The organism is Bradyrhizobium ferriligni (assembly GCF_056837965.1).
On sequence record NZ_JBXEJO010000118.1, the window covers coordinates 1 to 17,735 of the forward strand.

Sequence of the window (17,735 nt, forward strand, 5' to 3'; positions counted from 1 at the left end):
GGAGAGGTGTATAAGAGACAGAGGGGGTACAGCCCCAATGCGGCTATGGCGCCCTAAGCCCCCTCATCCAGCGCCACCAGCTCGCGCTTCTTGCGCAGCGAGGGCAACAGCGGGCCGACCAGCAGCACCAGCGCGAAGGCGAGGCAGATCGCCGAGATCGGCCGCTCCACGAAGGTCATGAGATCGCCCTGCGAGAGGATCAGCGACTTGCGCAGGTTGTTCTCCAGCATCGGCCCGAGCACGAAGGCCAGCACCAGCGGCGCCGGCTCGTAGCCGAGCTTGCGCATGAAATAGCCGATCACGCCGAACGCGATCATGACGTGGACGTCGAACACGTTGTTGCTGGAGCAGTAGACGCCGATGATCGTGAACAGGATGATCAGCGGGAACAGCACGTTGTAGGGCAGCCGCAGCAGCTGCACCCACATGCCGATCATCGGCAGGTTGAGCACCAAGAGCATCAAATTGCCGATATACATGCTGGCGACGATGCCCCAGAACAGCGTCGGGTTCTGCGAGATCATCAGCGGTCCCGGCTGCAGGCCGTGGATCACGAAGGCGCCGAGCAGCAGCGCCATCACCACATTCGGCGGGATGCCGAGCGTCATCAGCGGAATGAAGGCGCCGCCGGCCGCGGAATTGTTCGCCGATTCCGGCCCCGCGACGCCCTCGATCGCACCGTGGCCGAAGCGCTCCGGATGCTTCGAGAGCCGCTTCTCCAGCGCGTAGGACGCGAACGATGCCACCACGGCGCCGCCGCCGGGCAGGATGCCGAGGAAGAAGCCGAGCACGGTGCCGCGCGCCACCGGCCCGGCGCTGGCCTTCCAGTCCTCCTTGCTCGGCAGCAATTGGTTGATCCTGGTCTTGATGATGTCGCGCTTGATCGCCTGCTCGGTGTTGAGCAGCACCTCGGCGACGCCGAACAGGCCCATCACGACCGGCACGAGGCCGATGCCGTCGATCAACTCGAGGCGGCCGAAGGTCAGCCGCGGCTGCGCCGTGATGCTGTCGAGCCCGACCAGGCCGAGCACGACGCCGATGCAGGCCATCAACAGCGCCTTGGCCATCGAGCCCTGGGTGAGGAAGGTCAGCACCACGAGGCCGAGCACCATCAGGCTGAAATATTCGGCCGGCCCGAACGCGATCGCGACGCTGGCGAGTGACGGCGCCACCAGCATCAGGGCGATCAGCGCGAAGGTGCCGGCGATGAACGAGCCGAAGGCGGAGATGCCGAGCGCGGGGCCGGCGCGGCCCTGCTTGGCCATCTGGTGGCCGTCGATGCAGGTGACGACGGAAGCCGCTTCGCCGGGGATGTTGACCAGGATCGAGGTGGTCGAGCCGCCATACATCGAGCCGTAATAGATGCCGGCCATCATGATGATGCCGGATTCCGGCGTGCCGGACAGCGTCACCGGCAGCAGCAGCGACATCGCCGAGATCGGGCCGATGCCGGGCAGCACGCCGACCAGCGTGCCGATGAACACGCCGATGAAGCAGTAGAGCAGGTTGATCGGCAGCACCGCGACGCCGAGGCCGTGGGCGACGTTGACGAGAGTATCCATGGGCGCTCAACCGATCTCGAACAGGCCGCTCGGCAGCTGGATCGCGAGCAGGTGCTTCAGCACCCACCACATCCCGAGCGGGGCAAGGATGGACAGCGGGATCGCCAGCGACCAGCGCACCGGATCGATCACGCGGAGCAGCAACAGCATCAGCGGGATCGCCGACAGCAGGAAGCCGAGCGGCTCCAGCGCAAAGGCGAACGCGGTGAGGCAGACGATGACCAGCACCGGCTTGCCCCAGCGCGCATTCTCCCAGCGCGAGGCGAAGGTCGGGCCGCCCTCGGTGACCGCCGCGATGATGATCGAGGCCGCGAACACGCACATCAGGATGCCGGTATAGAACAGCACGTAGCCGGAGCCGGGATCGTTGATGGTGCCGAGCTTCAGCTTGAGGCCCGACCAGATCACGAAGGCGCCGAGCCCGAGCCCGATCAGCCCGCCCCAGAGCTCGGAGTTGTTGAGGCGGAATTTGACGTTGGTGTTGTCATTCATTTGAAAGAGCCCTTAGACCACCGTCACCCTGAGGTGGCGGCGCGAAGCGACGCCCTCGAAGGGCGACGGTGCCCCGCTCCATCCTTCGAGGCGAGCCGCAAGGGCGGCTCGCACCTCAGGATGACGACGGCGCTTGTGGCGACTTAAACTCTACTTCTTGGCCAGCCCGAGCGTGTCGATCACCTTGCGCTCGGACTCGGTGACCTCGCCCACGAACTTCTTGTAGTCCTCGGTGTTCTTGTAGTTCGGCACCATGTCGTATTTGGCGAGGGTCGCGATCACCGCCGGGTCCTCGATCGCCTTCTTGAAGGCGTCGTGCAGCTTGGCGACGATCTTGGGGTCCATGCCCTTGGGGCCGGCGATGCCGAACGGCGAGTCGTAGACCATGGGGTAGCCGAGCTCCTTCAGCGTCGGCACGTCGGGATAGTTCGGCGAGCGCGCGCCGGTCCACACCATCAACAGACGGAGCTTGCCGGCATCGACCAGCGGCCGCCAGCCGGTGGAATCCGCCTGCAGCATGGTGTGCTGGCCGAGCACGGCGGCATTGGTCTCGGCGCCTCCCTTGAACGGCACCTGGGTCAACTTGATCCCGGCCATCAGCGCGATCTGCTCCATGCCGACATGCAGCGAGGTGCCGGTGCCGGGCGTCGCATAGGTCACCTTGCCCGGGTTCTTCTTGGCGAAATCGACCACGTCCTGCCAGGTCTTGAACTGCGACTCCGCGTTGGTGGTGACGCCGAAGGTGTAGCCGGTGAGGTGAATGATGTAGGAGAAATCCTTCGCCGGATCCCACGACACTTCCTGCATCAGGGGCAGGCGGAACACGGTGATCGGGATCTGGGCGATGGTGTAGCCGTCGGGCTTGGCGCCGGCGGCCATCGTCGCGGGGCCCACGGTGCCGCCGCCGCCCGCCTTGTTGTCGACCGCGATCGGCTGGCCCAGCACCTTGGAGGCGCTCTCGGCGATCGCGCGCATCGAGATATCGGTCGAGCCGCCCGCCGGCCACGGCACGATCAGCGTGATCGGCTTGGTCGGATAATCCTGCGCGTGCGCCGCTGTCGACACCAGCATGCCGGCGGCGGCGAGCAGGACCATCAAGCGATTGCGGTGCGACATCTCGATCTCTCCCTTGTGGCCGCGTTCGATCGTGGCCGCGTCTTGTTCGGTGTTGGCAATGATCGTCCCCGTCATGCTGGGACCGAGGGCGCATTGGACAGAACGGGGCGGGCAACGGAAGCGCGAATTGCGCTCGAAGCGCCGGCTGCGACAATTGGTCTGCCGCGACCTGCCGAGCGGCGGAATTCAATCGGCATTTGGTCTGACGGATTGGCCGTTCCCGGCAACATGCGAGGAGGGCGCGGGGTGCGCGCGCCTGACCGGCAAGCCGGGTTTGGTCAAGCGAATAATGAAGGGAACCCAAGGGCATCGGCGCCTTGCGGGATTGCGCGCTTGCCGTCATCATGGCGCCGCCCGCTGCAGGAACGCCGCCCGACAGATGACGCCATCGCCTGACGCCACCGACGACGCTGTGACGAGGGCGTTTGCCGGCCTTCCCGCATTGCTCGACGAGGCCCCTCGGCTGGTTGCGCGCGGGCGGCTGCTCGATTGCGACTGCCTGATCGGCCCGATGGCGCGGCCGTTTCATGCCGCGATCCGCAGCGGGCGCATCGTCGAGCTTGCGCCGTCGCCGGTCCTGATGCGCTCCTGGCGCTTTTCCTATCGCGCGACGCCGCAGGCTTGGGCCGCCTATTGGCAGGCCGAGCCAAAACCCGGTTGGCACGATCTGTTGGCGCTGACCAAGCGCGGCGAGGCGGTGCTGGAAGGCGACCTGCATCCCTTCATGGCGCATCTGCAATACTTCAAGGACCTGCTGGCGCTGCCGCGGCAGCATTTCGCGGCGGCCGTGTCATGAGCGGCGCGATCATGAACGGTCATATCGAGCCGATGGTCGGCCGCTACGTGCACGTCGAGATCGGCGGCGAGCTGCACCGGATCTATTTCGAGGAGAACGGCACGGGCATTCCGCTGGTCTGCCTGCACACCGCGGGATCAGATGCGCGGCAGTGGCGCCATCTGCTCGCGGATACGCAATTTGCCGAAAATTTCCGCATCATTGCCTTCGATATGCCCTGGCATGGCAAGTCGAATCCGCCGATGAGCTGGACCGGCGATGAATACCAACTCACCACTGCGCGCTACACCGAGACCATCCGCGCCTTCTGTCGGGCGTTGGGGCTGGAGAAGCCTGTGGTGATGGGCTGCTCGATCGGCGGCCGCATCGTGCTTAACCTTGCGATCGAATATGCCGCCGAGTTCCGCGCGCTGATCGGGCTCGAGGCTGCCGATTTCCAGGCGCCGTGGTATGACACCAACTGGCTGAACCGGCCGGACGTTCACGGCGGCGAAGTCTGCGCCGCGCTGGTGTCCGGGCTGATCGCCCCGCAAAGCCCGGAGCCTGCGCGGATGGAAACGCTGTGGGCCTACAAGCAGGGCGGCCCCGGCGTGTTCAAGGGCGATCTGTATTTCTACCGTGTCGACGGCGACCTGCGCGGCCGGGTCGCGTCAATCGAGACTAAAGTATGCAAGCTCTATCTCCTCACGGGCGAGTATGATTTCTCCTGCACGCCCGAGGACACGAGGCGGACCGCAGCGGCAATAGGGGGCGCCAGCGTCACGATCATGGAGAAGCTCGGTCATTTTCCGATGAGCGAGAATCCGGAACAGTTTCGCCGCTACATCGCACCCGTCCTCGCCGATATTCTCACACAGTAAATCGACCGTTTCCACGCAAGGAGTAGACGTATGACACGCAAGTATCTCATCGGCCTCGCGCTCGCCGCCGCGGTCGGCGCGAGCCAGGCGCAAGCCCAGGAGCTGACCGGCACGCTGAAGAACATCAAGGACACCGGCGCGATCACGCTCGGCTACCGCGATTCCTCGATCCCGTTCTCCTATCTCGACGACAACCAGAAGCCCATCGGCTACGCCATGGACATCTGCTACAAGATCGTCGATGCCGTGAAGAAGGAGCTGAAGCTCGACAAGCTCGAGGTCAAGCTCAACCCGGTGACCTCGGCGACGCGTATCCCGCTGATGGCCAACGGCACCGTCGACCTCGAATGCGGCTCGACCACCAACAATGCCGAGCGCCAGAAGCAGGTCTCCTTCACCAACAGCCACTTCCTGACCGCCAGCCGCTACGTCACCAAGAAGGCGAGCAAGATCAATTCGATCGACGATCTGAAGGGCAAGACGGTGGTCTCGACCGCCGGCACCACCAACATCAAGCAGCTGACCGAGGCCAACCTCGCGCGCGGGCTGAGCGTCAATATCATCCCGGCCAAGGATCATGCCGAGGCCTTCCTGATGGTCGAGACCGATCGCGCGGTCGCCTTCGTGATGGACGACATCCTGCTCGCGAGCCTCGTCGCCGGCTCGAAGTCGCCGGATGACTACGTGATCTCCAAGGATGCGTTCTCCAAGCCCGAGCCCTACGGCATCATGCTGCGCAAGGACGACGCGCCGTTCAAGAAGGTCGTCGACGCCGCCACCGCCGCGCTCTACACCAGCGCCGAGGGCCAGAAGATCTACGACAAGTGGTTCAACCAGAAGATCCCGCCGAAGGGCCTGAACCTCAACGTGCCGCTCGGGCCGGAGATGAAGAAGCAGCTTGCCAAGCCGTCGGATTCACCGGATCCGGATGCGTATCTGGTCAACTGATCGCGTTGCTGCGTATGGCCTGCCGCCTCGCGGCGGCGGGTCCCGAAAGTTTGCATGTCCGGCCATTTTTGGAGGAGAATGGCCGGACATTTGCATGGACGCCGCGCGCGATGCCGGCGTAATGCCGTGACCGGCGCGGCCGCGTGGGGGACCTGTGAACTACAATTGGAACTGGCACATCTTCCTTGAGCCGAACCCGATGGGGACCGGCACCTATCTCGACCTGTTGTTGGCGGGACTGGTGGTCACCATCAAGGTGTCGGTGCTGGCCTGGATCATCGCGCTGGTGTCCGGCTCGGTGATCGGCGTGCTGCGCACGCTGCCGTCGCGGACCGCGTCGTGGATCGGCTTCTGCTGGGTCGAGTTCTTCCGCAACATGCCGCTGCTGGTGCAGCTGTTCCTGTGGTTCTTCGTGCTGCCCGAGCTGTTGCCGCGCGCGGCCGGGCTGTGGCTGAAGCAGTTGCCGAATGCGCCGTTCTGGACCGCTGCGATCGGCGTCGGCTTCTTCATGTCGGCGCGCGTCGCCGTGCAATTGCAGGCCGGCATCACCTCGCTGCCGCGCGGGCAGAAGCAGGCCTCGACCGCACTCGGCCTCACCACGGTGCAGACCTATCGCTACGTGCTGCTGCCGATGGCATTCCGCATCATCCTGCCTCCGCTGACCTCCGAATTCCTCAACACCATCAAGAACAGCGCGGTCGCCATCACGATCGGCCTGATCGAATTGACCGGCCAGGCCCGCTCGATGCAGGAGTTCTCGTTCCAGGTGTTCGAGGCGTTCACGGCGGCGACCGTGCTCTACCTGCTCCTCAATTTCGTCGTGGTGACCGCGATGCGCTTCCTCGAGCGCTATGTCGCGATCCCCGGCTACATCACGGGCAAATGACGATGATCGGCAGTTTCGATTTCGACGTCATCCGCCGCTCGCTGCCCTACCTGTTCCTGGAGGGCATGCGCTTCACGCTGACCTTGACCGCGCTCGCCGCGTTCGGCGGCCTGGTGTTCGGCACCCTGATCGCCCTGATGCGGCTGTCGAGCTACAAGGTGCTCGGGCGCATCGCGGGCTTCTATGTCGACTTCATCCGCTCGCTGCCGCTGGTGCTGGTGATCTTCTGGTTCTACTTCCTGGTGCCGTATATCGGGCAGTGGCTGACCGGTGCGTCGCGGCCGATCACGGTCGGCGCCTTCGCCTCCTCGCTGATCACCTTCATCGCGTTCGAGGCGGCGTATTTCTCCGAGATCATGCGCGCCGGCATCCAGTCGATCTCGAAGGGCCAGCCGGCCGCGGCCAGCGCGCTCGGCCTGACCTATGCGCAGTCGATGCGCTACGTCGTGCTGCCGCAGGCGTTCCGCAACATGCTGCCGGTGCTGCTGACTCAGACCATCGTGCTGTTCCAGGACACCTCGCTGGTCTACGTGCTGTCGATCCCGGATTTCCTCGGCGCCGCCAGCAAGGTCGCGCAACGCGACGGCCGCCTGGTCGAAATGTACCTGTTCGCCGCGCTGGTCTACTTCGTCGTTTCCTGTATCGCGTCCTACGGCGTTCGCCGCCTGCAGGCGCGCATTGCGATTGTCCGCTGAACAAACCAGTTGAGCCATCATGATCGAGATCAACCACGTCAATAAATGGTACGGGCCGTCCTTCCAGGTGCTGAAGGATTGCACCACCAGCGTCGCCAAGGGCGAGGTGGTGGTGGTCTGCGGCCCGTCCGGCTCGGGCAAGTCGACCCTGATCAAATGCGTCAACGCGCTGGAGCCGATCCAGGGCGGCGACATCACGCTCGACGGCGTCAAGGTCAACGATCCCAAGACCGACCTGCCGAAGCTGCGCTCGCGCGTCGGCATGGTGTTCCAGCACTTCGAGCTGTTTCCGCACTTACGGATCATCGACAATCTCCGCCTCGCGCAGGAGAAGGTGCTCGGCCGCAAGGCTGAGGACGCCACCGCCAAGGCCATGAAGCTTTTGGAGCGCGTCGGGCTGAAGGATCATGCCAAAAAGTTTCCGGCGGAGCTGTCCGGCGGCCAGCAGCAGCGCGTCGCGATCGCGCGGGCGCTGGCGATGGATCCGATCGCGATGCTGTTCGACGAGCCGACCTCGGCGCTCGACCCGGAAATGATCAGCGAGGTGCTCGACGTGATGGTCGACCTCGCCGGCGAGGGCATGACCATGATGGTCGTGACCCACGAAATGGGCTTCGCCAACAAGGTCGCCGACCGCGTCATCTTCATGGACCGCGGCGAGATCGTCGAGGACGCCAAGAAGGCCGACTTCTTCGGCAAGCCCCGCAGCGACCGCGCGCAGAAGTTCTTGTCGAAGATCCTGCAGCACTGAGGGGCTGCGCATCGGCCAAACCCGTCATCCCCGCGCAAAGGCGGAGCCTTTGCGCGGGGATGACGGTAGTGGATTTACGCAATTCACGGGCGCCGTCGGGAGGGTTTTCCCCCGTTAACAATTTGCGTATACGAAGGCCTGAAACCCCCTTCGTCCGCAGGAGAACTCGCGTGGAAAAGATCGCTTACGTCAACGGCTCGTTCGTGCCGCATTCGGAGGCCAAGGTCTCGGTGTTCGACCGCGGATTCCTGTTCGCCGACGGCATCTACGAGGTGGCGGCGGTGCTCGAGGGCAAGCTGATCGACAACGCCTCGCATCTGGCGCGGCTCAGGCGCTCGGTCGGCGAGATCCAACTCGCGCTGCCGGAGACGCTGGAGCGGATCGAGGAGATCCAGAAGGAGCTGGTTGCGCGCAACGACCTCGTCAACGGCATGGTCTATCTCGAGGTCACCCGCGGCGCCGACAAGGGGCGCGACTTCGCCTTCCCGAAGGCCGACGTCAAGCCGACGCTCGTGATGTTCACCTCGGAAAAGGACATCATCAACGCGCCCTCGGCCAAGACCGGCATCAACGTCATCACGGTGCCCGACATCCGCTGGGAACGGCGCGACATCAAGAGCGTGGCGCTGCTTGCGCAGGTGCTGGCCAAGCAGGCGGCGGCCGCATCCGGCGCCGGCGAAGCCTGGATGATCGAGGACGGCAAGGTCACCGAGGGCGGCTCGTCCTCGTCCTTCATCGTCACCCAGGACGATGTCATCGTGACCCGGCAGAACGGCAACGAGATCCTGCCCGGCTGCACCCGCAAGGCGGTGGTCAAGCTCGCCGAAGAGCGCCAGCTGCGCATCGAGGAGCGCGCCTTCACGGTCGAGGAAGCGCTCGCCGCCAAGGAAGCCTTCATCACCAGCGCGTCTGTCTTCGTGCAGGGCGTGGTCGCGATCGACGGCAAGAAGGTCGGAGGCGGCAAGGTCGGCCCGATCACCGACCGCCTGCGCGAGATCTACATCGAGTTCGCCCGCGCGACGGCGGTCTGACACTGCGTAGGGTGGGTTAGCGCAGCGTAACCCACCGACTTTGCTCACCGCGGAGAGAATGGTGGGTTACGCCTTCGGCTAACCCACCTACGGTCTGCGCATCGCCTTGGCACCGTCACCCTGAGGTGGCCGCTTCTTCAGTGGCCCTCGAAGGGTCGACGGCCCGACTGTGGCCGTGCATCCTTCGAGACGCCTGCTGCGCAGGCTCCTCAGGATGACGGGGATGGATCGTCCGCGCTGCTCACGCCGCCACTTTCACCTTCACCGGATGCACCGCGCGGAAGCCGATCGCGATCCGGTTCCAGGCGTTGATCGCGCCGATCAGCGTCGTCAGGTTGACGAGCTCGCTGTCCGAGAACTGGGCGCGCACCGCTTCATAGTCGGCGTCGGGCGCATGCGTCTCCGCAACCAGCGTCAACGCTTCGGTCCAGGCCAGCGCCGCGCGCTCGCGCTCGCTGTAGAGCGGCGACTCGCGCCAGGCGTTGAGCAGATAGAGCCGCTGTTCGGTCTCGCCGTGCTTGCGGGCATCCTCAGTGTGCATGTTGATGCAGTAGGCGCAGCCGTTGATCTGCGAGGCGCGGGTCTTGACCAGCTCGATCAGCGATTGCTCGAGGCCGCTCGCAGCGATCTGGTTTTCCACCGCGACCAGCGCTTTGATGGTCTCGGGTGCGGCCTGGTAGAAATTCATGCGGGGCTTCATGGTCGTTCTCCTTGGTCGTGGTTTGGGTTAGTGCGCACCGCCGCCAGCGAGCTGGCCCGGCTTCTTCAGGAAGAGTGTCGCCGCGAGTGCGATGATCAGCGCGATGCCGAGCAGGTAGAAGGTATCACTGAAGGCGAGGATGTAGGCCTGCTTCTGCACGACCTTGCCGATCGCCGCGATCGCGCGGTGCGCGGCCGCGGCCTGGTCGGCGACGCCGTGGTTCATGAAATACTGCGTCAGTTGCTCGATCCGGTTCCGCGTGGCCTGTTCCAGCAGCGAGACCGACTGCATCAGCACGTTGGAATGATATTGCTCGCGCTTGGTCAGCAGCGTCTGCAGCACGGCGATGCCGACGGCGCCGCCGAGGTTGCGCATCATGTTGAACAGCGCGGAGGCCGAACCCGCGTTCTCCAGCTCGATGCCCGCGGTCGCAACCGCCGACAGCGGCGCCATCACCAGGGCCTGGCCGATCGCGCGGACGATGTTGGGCCAGAACAGCTGGTCGGTGGCATAGTCGTTGGTCATGAAGATGTTCATGAAGTTGGAGCCGGCGAACAGCGCGAAGCCGACGCTGATGATGATGCGGGGGTCGAAGCGCTGCATCAGCCGCGGCACCAGCGGGATCAGCAGCAGCTGCGGCAGCCCGGTCCAGGCCAGCACCATGCCGATCTGCTCGGCATTGTAGCCCTGGATGCGCGACAGGTACTGCGGCAGGATGAACACCGAGCCGTACAGCGCGATGCCGAGCAGGAAGTTGGCCAGCATGCCGAAGCCGAAATTGCGGCGGGCGAGCAGGCGCAGATTGAGCAGCGGCTTCTCCACGGTGAATTCGACGATCAGGAAGGCGGCCAGCGCGACCGCCGCGATCACCGACAGGCGGACGATGAAGGGCGAGCCGAACCAGTCGTCCTTGTTGCCTTCCTCCAGCACGGTCTGCAGCGCGGCGAGCCCGATCGCCATGGTGATGATGCCGAGCCAGTCGCCCTGGCGGATCAGCGACGGCTTCATCGGGCTCGGATCGAGCGAGACGTAGAGCATCGCGATCATCAGGGCGCCCGGCACCAGGTTGACATAGAAGATGTACTGCCAGCCCCAGTTCTCGGTGAGATAGCCGCCGATGGTCGGGCCGATCGCCGGCGCGAACGTCGCCGACAGCGCGAACAGCGCGAGCCCGATCGGCTGCTTGGCCTTCGGCAGCAGCGTGATGATCAGCGTGAACGCCATCGGGATCAGCACGCCGCCGGTGAAGCCTTGCACGGCGCGCAGCGCGATCATCTGCGGCAGGTCCTGCGCCAGCGCGCATGCCGCCGAGAACACCAGGAACAGGGCGGCGTTGGTGAGCAGATAGATGCGCACCGAGAACACCTGCGCGAGCCAGCCGGAGAGCGGGATCACCACGATCTCGGCGATCAGATAGGAGGTCGAGATCCAGCCGCCGTCGTCGATCCCGGCGCCGATCGCGCCCTGCACGTCGGCGAGCGAGGCGTTGACGATCTGGATGTTGAGCACCGCCATGAACGCGCCGAGCGTCGCCCCGATCACGGCGATCCAGGTCTTTGTCGGGATCGCGGGTGTCGCCGGCGTGGCGGGGTCGGGGAGATTTGCAACGTCGGCTGCATTGGCGGTGGGCTGGAGCGCGGTCATCGGGGTCGTCCTTGCTGGCCCACATAAGATGGATTAGGCAGCCGGCTTCGATAATCCGAGAAACAGTGGAAGGATTGTCCGGCAGCGATTGATAATCGGGCGCTGTTACGACGCGCGACGCAGATCCTTCGTCTGCCAGCCGTCAGTTCGTGAGGTGGGCACGCCTGTCAGGCTCCCTCTCCCGCTAGCGGGGGGCTCTCTCCGCGAGTCGTGTCGTGGAGAGAGCCCCCACCCGCCGCGCGCTACGCGCACGTCGGCCTCCCCCGCAGGCGGGAGAGGCGAGAAAAGTTCGCGCTCTTATCGTTGACCGTTGTCTCTATCCGCCGTGCTGCCGCGTCGCCGACGCCAGCCGCCGCTTCTCTTCACGCTCGGCCAGCACGGTTGCCTTGGTGTTGACGGTCGGGATCGCCGACATACCCGGGCGCAGCAGTCCGGTGAGGCTGTGATCGTCGAGCACGATCTTCACCGGCACGCGCTGCACGATCTTGGTGAAATTGCCGGTGGCGTTGTCGGGCGGCAGCAGCGCGAATTCGAGGCCGCTGGCCGGCGACAGGCTGTCGACATGACCCTTCAGCGTGGTGCCGCGAAAACTGTCGACGGTGAGCTCGACCGGCTGGCCGTTGCGCACATGGGTCAGCTGCGTCTCCTTGAAATTGGCGACGACATAGACCGCGTCCAGCGGCACCACCGCCATCAGCTGGGTGCCGGCCTGCACATATTGCCCGACGCGGAGCGTGCGGGCGCCGACCGTGCCGTCGACCGGCGCGGTGATCCGCGCGTAGGACAGGTTGAGCTCGGCCTGCTGCTCGACCGCGCGAGCCCTGTCGGCTTGGGCAACAGCCTGGGCGCGCTGCGTGGTCAACACGTCGACCTTGCGCTGGGCCGCCGACAGCGCCGACTTCGCGTGCTGCAATTGCGCGGTGTTGGCGCGCAGCGCCGCGTCGGTCTGTTGCGCGCGCTGAATGGTGCCGGAGCCGGACTTCATCAGCCCGTCGTAGCGGGTCTGCTCTTCCTGGGCGAATTTCAGGTTGGCCTCCGCGGCGGTGACGTCGGCCGTGCTCTGGTCGATGACCGGCTGCTGCAATTCGAGCTGGGCATCGAGGTTGCGCACCGAGGCTGTGGCGGCGTCGACATCGGCCCTGGCCTGGCCGAGCGCGGTGCGGTAATCGCGGTCGTCGATCTCGGCCAGCAGCTGGCCGGCCTTCACCGGCTGGTTGTCGGTGACCAGCACCTTGGCGATGTAGCCCGAGACCTTCGGGGCGATGATCGTGGAGTCCGCCTTCACATAGGCGTCGTCGGTGGCTTCGAGGTAGCGGCCGGTGGTGACGTAGTCGTAGCCAAAGTCGGCTGCCACGGCGGCGCCGATGATCGCGACGAGTCCGAGTGCCACCCGCTTGACCGTTTTCCGCGACGGACGGACGCCGATTTTGGCTGCTTGTTCAGGGACATAAGTGGTGGTCGACATGGCATCCTCCGGGTCGAACAGTTGCGTCCTTCCAGAAAGGGCGCCCAGTACGGCCCTTAGATGCAATGTCCTTCCCGCTGTGATAATCCCGATAAAACTGGAAGCATTATCAAGCCAGCGCTGATAATCCGGACCTTGCCGAATGGATCGCCTGACCAGCCTGACCGCCTTCGTCCGGGTCGTGGATGCCGGCGGCTTCTCCGCCGCCGGCCGCAAGCTCAACATGTCCACCACCATGGTGAGCAACCACGTCCAGTCGCTGGAGGACCGGCTCGGCGCCCGGCTGCTCAACCGCACCACGCGCAAGGTCAGCCTCACCGAGGTCGGCCAGGCCTATTACGACCGCTGCGTCCAGATCCTCGCCGATATCGAGCAGGCTGACGACATCGCGGGCGCCCAGCAATCGGTGCCGCGCGGCACGCTGCGGATCTTCACCAACACCCATCTCGTCCAGTTCCTGTCGCCCGCGGTCGCCGAGTTCCTCGCCACCTATCCCGAGGTCAAGGTCGATCTGACGATCGGCGAGCGCAATGCCGATCTGATCGACGAGAATTACGATCTCGCCGTGCGCATGGTGCCGCCGCCGGACTCCAGCCTGATCGTGCGTACCATCGCGACCTGGCGCCATGTGCTGTGCTGCTCGCACGGCTATATCGAGCAGCACGGCAAGCCAACGCTGCTGGCCGACCTCTCCGCGCGCAACTGCATGCGTCACGCCAATTACCCCTATGGCGATGAGTGGCGCTTCGCCGACCGCAAGGGCACGCCGGCCGCAGTGCGGGTCTCCGGAAATTTGATCTCCAACAGCGGCGAAACCCTGAAGCTCGCGGCGCTGGCCGGCGTCGGCGTCTTCCTCGCCGCCGGCTTCCTGGTCCGCGACGAGCTGGAGTCGGGACAACTGGTCCGCCTGTTGCCCGAATACCGGCCGGTCGAGCTCACGATGAACGCGGTCTATCCGCACCGCCATCATCTCTCGGCGAAGGTCCGCACCTTCATCGACCTCCTCGTCCGTCACGCCACCGAGCAGCAGAAGCTGATCAATCCGTATTCGTGAGCGAAGGTGCGCGGATGCTTGCGATGATGGCACGCGTGCGCCCTTCATCACCGTCATCCTGAGGAGCCGCGTAGCGGCATCTCGAAGGATGCACGGCCCGGCTGCCGGCCGTTCATCCTTCGAGGCTCGCTCCGCTCGCACCTCCAGCGACAAAGGCGAAGCCTTTGCGCGGGGATGACGGGACTAATAGTGCGACGTTCCTTCCGCATCATTGCATGGCGTTCGCGTGTATGAAGACGGCACCGTCTGCCGCCGGGGACCTGCCATGCCGCTTCGTCTTCTCGCATCACTCCTGTTCGCGATCGCAGCAAACCTGCTGCTGCAACTGCCGGCGCTCGCCGCCTATCCCGATCACATCGTCAAGATCGTGGTGCCGTTCGCGCCGGGCGGCGGCACCGATGTCGTCGCGCGGACGCTGGCGCAGGAGATGCAGAAGGATCTCGGCGTCACCGTGATCATCGAGAACAAGCCGGGGGCGGGCACCATCATCGGCACGCAGAGCGTTGCGGCGAGTCCATCCGACGGCTACACGCTGCTGATGGCGACCTTCGCCAATGCGGTCAATCCGAGCCTCTACAGCAAGCTGCCCTATGACGCGCACAAGGATTTTGCGCCTGTGGCGCTGGTGGCGCGCTCGTTCAACGTCGTCGTGGTCAATCCGGCTTCGCCGATCAAGTCGATTGCCGATCTGATCGCGGCCGCGAAGGCCGATCCGGAAAAGCTGTCCTACGGCACCTATGGCACCGGCACCTCGGCGCATCTCGCCGGCGAACTGTTCAAGCACATGGCCGGGGTCAATCTCACCACCGTTCCCTACAAGGGCGCGGCGCCCGCCATCACCGACCTGATGGGCGGCCAGATCCAGGTGATGTTCACCACGGTGGCAAGCTGCGCCTCGCTGGTCGAGGCCGGGCAGCTGCGCGCGATCGGGGTGACATCGGCCGAGCGCTCGGCCGCGTTCCCGCAATTGCCGACGGTGTCGGAAGCCGGCGCATCCGGCTATGTCGCGGAATCCTGGTACGGCCTCTATGCGCCGGCCAACACGCCGCCGGACATCATCGACCGCCTCAACAAGTCGGCGGCCAAGGCGGTGCAGGCGGAGGCCTTCAAGAAGCTCAGCGTCAATGAAGGCCTCGTGATGGTGGCCTCACCGCCGGCCGAGCTCGACCGCTACTTTGCCGGCGAGGAGGCGCGCTGGCGCAAGGTGATAAAGGACGCCGGCATCAAGGCCGAATAGGCGGCATGCGCCAGGTGACGATCACATCTTTTTGCGTCGCATTGCCGTAACCGTGATTCTAGACGCAACGAACCGGTTCCTGGATCGCTGCCATGATCAGCGGAACCTGCCGCCTTGAGCTGTGTCTTGCGTCAAAGAGTAGGCCATGTGGATTTTGTTGCTGCTGCCGTTCATCGGCTTGCTGTGGGTGCCGTTCTATAATTTCGTCGAGCCCTCCCTGTTCGGCTTTCCCTTCTTCTACTGGTACCAGCTCGCCTGGGTGCCGATCTCCTCGCTCCTGATCTGGCTGGTCTATCGCAGCCGCCGGCCCGATGCCGACGAGCCGCGGTGAGGGGACAGCCATGACCGATCACATCGCCTGGGTGGCGCTCTGCGTCTTCATCTTCTTCTTTGCGCTCGTCACCGTGATGGGCTTCTTCGCGGCGCGCTGGAAATCCGGCCCGGTCAGCGAGCATCTCGACGAATGGGGCCTCGGCGGCCGCCAGTTCGGTACCTGGATCACCTGGTTCCTGGTCGGCGGCGATTTCTACACCGCCTACACCGTGATCGCGGTGCCGGCGCTGGTCTATGCGGTCGGCGCCTATGGCTTCTTCGCGCTGCCCTACACCATCATCGTCTATCCCTTCGTGTTCGCGGTCATGCCGGTGCTGTGGAAGAAGGCGCATGCGAACGGCTACGTCACCGCCGCCGATGTCGTCCACGGCGCCTATGGCTCGCGCGCGCTCGAGCTTGCGGTGGCGCTGACCGGCCTGGTCGCGACCATGCCCTACATCGCGCTGCAGCTGATCGGCATGGAGGTCGTGATCAAGGCGATGGGGCTATCCGGCGAACTGCCGATCATCGCCGCCTTCGTCATCCTCGCGCTCTATACCTATAGCTCCGGCCTGCGCGCGCCGGCGCTGATCGCCTTCGTCAAGGACATCATGATCTACATCGTGGTGCTGACCGCCGTGGTCGTGGTGCCGGCAAAGCTCGGCGGCTATGGCGCGGTGTTCGCGGCCGCCAACGACGCCTTCACGGCGAAGGGCGGCGCCACCGGCCTGACGCTGAAGCCTTCGCAGTATCTGCCTTATGCGACGTTGGCGCTCGGCTCTGCGCTCGCGGCCTTCATGTATCCGCACACGCTGACCGGCATCTTCGCCTCGAAGTCGGCGGATACCATCCGCAAGAATGCGATACTGCTGCCGGCCTATACGCTGCTGCTCGGCCTGATCGCGCTGCTCGGCTACATGGCCTATGCCGCCAACATCAAGGTGACGTCGCCGAACGACGTGGTGCCGATGTTGTTCAAGACGCTGTTCCCCGAGTGGTTCGCGGGCTTTGCGTTCTCCGCGATCGCGATCGGCGCCTTGGTGCCGGCGGCGGTGATGAGCATCGGCGCCGCCAATCTGTTCACCCGCAATGTCTGGAAGTCCTACGTCAATCCGGACATCTCGCACGCCGGTGAGGCGTCGGTGGCGAAGATCACATCGCTGGTGGTCAAGGTCGGTGCGCTCGCCTTCATCCTGTTCCTGCCGACGCAATATGCGCTCGACCTGCAACTGCTCGGCGGCCTCTGGATCGTGCAGACGCTGCCGGCGCTCGTGTTCGGGTTGTTCACCGTCTGGTTCCGCGCCGAAGGGCTGCTGCTCGGCTGGGCGGTCGGCATCGGCTGGGGCACGTATACCGCGTGGAGCAACGGGCTGAAGCCGCTCGCCAGCATCTCGCTCGGCGATTCCAGCTACAGCTTCTATGTCGGGCTCGGCGCGCTGCTGCTCAACATCGTCGTGGCGGTGCTCGGGACCGTCGTGGTCGGCCTGATATCACCCGCCAAGCGCCGCGCGGCGGCCTGAGCCGTCGCCTTGGTCTGACGGGGCGGAGGCAAGTCGCGCGGTGAGCCGCGCGACCTCCGCCCTGGTCTTTTCGATCGCGGCGTCCTTCACCGGCCCATAACCGCGGATCTCCATCGGCGCCTTCGCCAGCGCGACCAGATCGGGCAGCCGTGCCTTGTCGAGCTTGCCGAGCATGATTTCGATCAGCGCCTCATACCAGGTGATCAGTTCGCGCTCAGTGCGGCGCTCCGCGCTGTAACCGAACACGTCGAACGCCGTACCGCGCAGCCCTTTCAAGCCCGCGAGCAACCGCAGCGGCGTCTGGATCCATTGGCCGAACGCGCGCTTCTTCGGCCGTCCCCGTGCATCACGTCGCGCCGGGAGGAACGGCGGCGCAAGGTGATATTGCACCGTGAAGTCGCCATCGAACTCCTGGCTGAGCTCGTCGAGGAAGCCCGACTGCATATGCAGCCGCGCTACCTCATATTCGTCCTTGTAGGCCATCAGCTTGAACAGCGACCGCGCCACAGCGTCGGTGAGGGGAAGATCTTGTCTGCTTGATTCGATCTGTCCGCGTGGCCCGTCCGCCTCTCCCGCTTGCGGGGGAGGCCGGATCGCATCGATAGATGCGATCCGGGTGGGGGCTCCCTCCGCGATACGATTCGGGGTGAGACCCCCACCCCAACC

18 protein-coding genes are annotated in these 17,735 nt (G+C 65.0%); 11 read left to right on the top strand and 7 right to left on the bottom strand.

Going from position 1 to position 17,735, the window contains the following annotated elements; genetic code table 11:
• Positions 1 to 53: 53 nt before the first annotated feature.
• The 3 genes from AC1VNY_RS40525 to AC1VNY_RS40535 all read right to left on the bottom strand — a co-directional run bounded on the left by AC1VNY_RS40525 (position 54) and on the right by AC1VNY_RS40535 (position 3,170).
• Entirely contained in the window at positions 54 to 1,562 is a 1,509-nt protein-coding gene (locus AC1VNY_RS40525) for a tripartite tricarboxylate transporter permease (protein ID WP_482409377.1), read from the bottom strand.
• A gap of 6 nt (positions 1,563 to 1,568) precedes the next feature.
• Positions 1,569 to 2,054: a tripartite tricarboxylate transporter TctB family protein gene (locus tag AC1VNY_RS40530; RefSeq protein WP_482409378.1), complete on the bottom strand. Its 486-nt coding sequence runs from the start codon at positions 2,052 to 2,054 to the stop codon at positions 1,569 to 1,571.
• Between the two features lie 150 nt (positions 2,055 to 2,204).
• The gene (locus tag AC1VNY_RS40535; RefSeq protein WP_482409388.1) at positions 2,205 to 3,170 is read right to left on the bottom strand and encodes a Bug family tripartite tricarboxylate transporter substrate binding protein; all 966 of its coding nucleotides are present in this window, start codon (positions 3,168 to 3,170) and stop codon (positions 2,205 to 2,207) included.
• Positions 3,171 to 3,549: 379 nt separating this feature from the next.
• On the opposite strand from AC1VNY_RS40535, the gene AC1VNY_RS40540 reads away from it, so the two are divergent.
• The 7 genes from AC1VNY_RS40540 (at position 3,550) to AC1VNY_RS40570 (ending at position 9,137) form a co-directional block, all read left to right on the top strand.
• Positions 3,550 to 3,966 (top strand): hypothetical protein, encoded by a 417-nt coding sequence (locus AC1VNY_RS40540; RefSeq protein WP_137476966.1) that lies wholly within the window; start codon positions 3,550 to 3,552, stop codon positions 3,964 to 3,966.
• The gene (locus AC1VNY_RS40545) at positions 3,963 to 4,826 is read left to right on the top strand and encodes an alpha/beta fold hydrolase (protein ID WP_482409379.1); all 864 of its coding nucleotides are present in this window, start codon (positions 3,963 to 3,965) and stop codon (positions 4,824 to 4,826) included. The genes AC1VNY_RS40540 and AC1VNY_RS40545 overlap by 4 nt, the downstream gene beginning before the upstream one ends.
• 30 nt (positions 4,827 to 4,856) lie before the next feature.
• Positions 4,857 to 5,774 carry an amino acid ABC transporter substrate-binding protein gene (locus tag AC1VNY_RS40550; RefSeq protein ID WP_212058439.1) on the top strand — a complete coding sequence of 306 codons (918 nt, stop codon included), beginning with the start codon at positions 4,857 to 4,859 and terminating at the stop codon, positions 5,772 to 5,774.
• Between the two features lie 154 nt (positions 5,775 to 5,928).
• Positions 5,929 to 6,660 (top strand): amino acid ABC transporter permease, encoded by a 732-nt coding sequence (locus tag AC1VNY_RS40555; protein ID WP_482409380.1) that lies wholly within the window; start codon positions 5,929 to 5,931, stop codon positions 6,658 to 6,660.
• Positions 6,661 to 6,662: 2 nt separating this feature from the next.
• Positions 6,663 to 7,355, top strand: coding sequence for an amino acid ABC transporter permease (locus tag AC1VNY_RS40560; RefSeq protein WP_028341151.1), 693 nt, complete (start codon positions 6,663 to 6,665; stop codon positions 7,353 to 7,355).
• Between the two features lie 19 nt (positions 7,356 to 7,374).
• Complete coding sequence (locus tag AC1VNY_RS40565) at positions 7,375 to 8,106, top strand: amino acid ABC transporter ATP-binding protein (RefSeq protein ID WP_028341150.1); 732 nt, start codon at positions 7,375 to 7,377, stop codon at positions 8,104 to 8,106.
• Between the two features lie 170 nt (positions 8,107 to 8,276).
• The gene (locus tag AC1VNY_RS40570) at positions 8,277 to 9,137 is read left to right on the top strand and encodes a D-amino-acid transaminase (RefSeq protein WP_482409381.1); all 861 of its coding nucleotides are present in this window, start codon (positions 8,277 to 8,279) and stop codon (positions 9,135 to 9,137) included.
• A gap of 241 nt (positions 9,138 to 9,378) precedes the next feature.
• Here AC1VNY_RS40570 and AC1VNY_RS40575 read toward each other — a convergent pair whose 3' ends face one another.
• The 3 genes from AC1VNY_RS40575 to AC1VNY_RS40585 all read right to left on the bottom strand — a co-directional run bounded on the left by AC1VNY_RS40575 (position 9,379) and on the right by AC1VNY_RS40585 (position 12,946).
• Positions 9,379 to 9,837: a carboxymuconolactone decarboxylase family protein gene (locus AC1VNY_RS40575; protein ID WP_028341148.1), complete on the bottom strand. Its 459-nt coding sequence runs from the start codon at positions 9,835 to 9,837 to the stop codon at positions 9,379 to 9,381.
• Positions 9,838 to 9,864: 27 nt separating this feature from the next.
• Positions 9,865 to 11,481 carry an MDR family MFS transporter gene (locus tag AC1VNY_RS40580; protein WP_482409382.1) on the bottom strand — a complete coding sequence of 539 codons (1,617 nt, stop codon included), beginning with the start codon at positions 11,479 to 11,481 and terminating at the stop codon, positions 9,865 to 9,867.
• Between the two features lie 316 nt (positions 11,482 to 11,797).
• A complete protein-coding gene (locus tag AC1VNY_RS40585; RefSeq protein WP_482409383.1) occupies positions 11,798 to 12,946 on the bottom strand; it encodes an HlyD family secretion protein in 1,149 nt (382 codons plus the stop codon).
• Positions 12,947 to 13,088: 142 nt separating this feature from the next.
• Here AC1VNY_RS40585 and AC1VNY_RS40590 point away from each other — a divergent pair, with 142 nt between their 5' ends.
• From AC1VNY_RS40590 to mctP, 4 genes are all read left to right on the top strand, one after another.
• Positions 13,089 to 14,000: a LysR family transcriptional regulator gene (locus AC1VNY_RS40590; protein ID WP_482409384.1), complete on the top strand. Its 912-nt coding sequence runs from the start codon at positions 13,089 to 13,091 to the stop codon at positions 13,998 to 14,000.
• A 265-nt stretch (positions 14,001 to 14,265) separates the two neighbouring features.
• Positions 14,266 to 15,237 (top strand): tripartite tricarboxylate transporter substrate binding protein, encoded by a 972-nt coding sequence (locus tag AC1VNY_RS40595; protein ID WP_482409385.1) that lies wholly within the window; start codon positions 14,266 to 14,268, stop codon positions 15,235 to 15,237.
• 145 nt (positions 15,238 to 15,382) lie between these two features.
• Entirely contained in the window at positions 15,383 to 15,568 is a 186-nt protein-coding gene (locus AC1VNY_RS40600) for a DUF3311 domain-containing protein (protein ID WP_038384255.1), read from the top strand.
• A 10-nt stretch (positions 15,569 to 15,578) separates the two neighbouring features.
• Positions 15,579 to 17,069 carry a monocarboxylate uptake permease MctP gene (mctP, locus tag AC1VNY_RS40605; RefSeq protein WP_482409386.1) on the top strand — a complete coding sequence of 497 codons (1,491 nt, stop codon included), beginning with the start codon at positions 15,579 to 15,581 and terminating at the stop codon, positions 17,067 to 17,069.
• Here mctP and AC1VNY_RS40610 read toward each other — a convergent pair.
• A partial coding sequence (locus AC1VNY_RS40610; RefSeq protein WP_482409387.1) for a DUF6537 domain-containing protein occupies positions 17,040 to 17,735 on the bottom strand: 696 nt, incomplete at its 5' end. The two genes, mctP and AC1VNY_RS40610, sit on opposite strands and share 30 nt — an antisense overlap.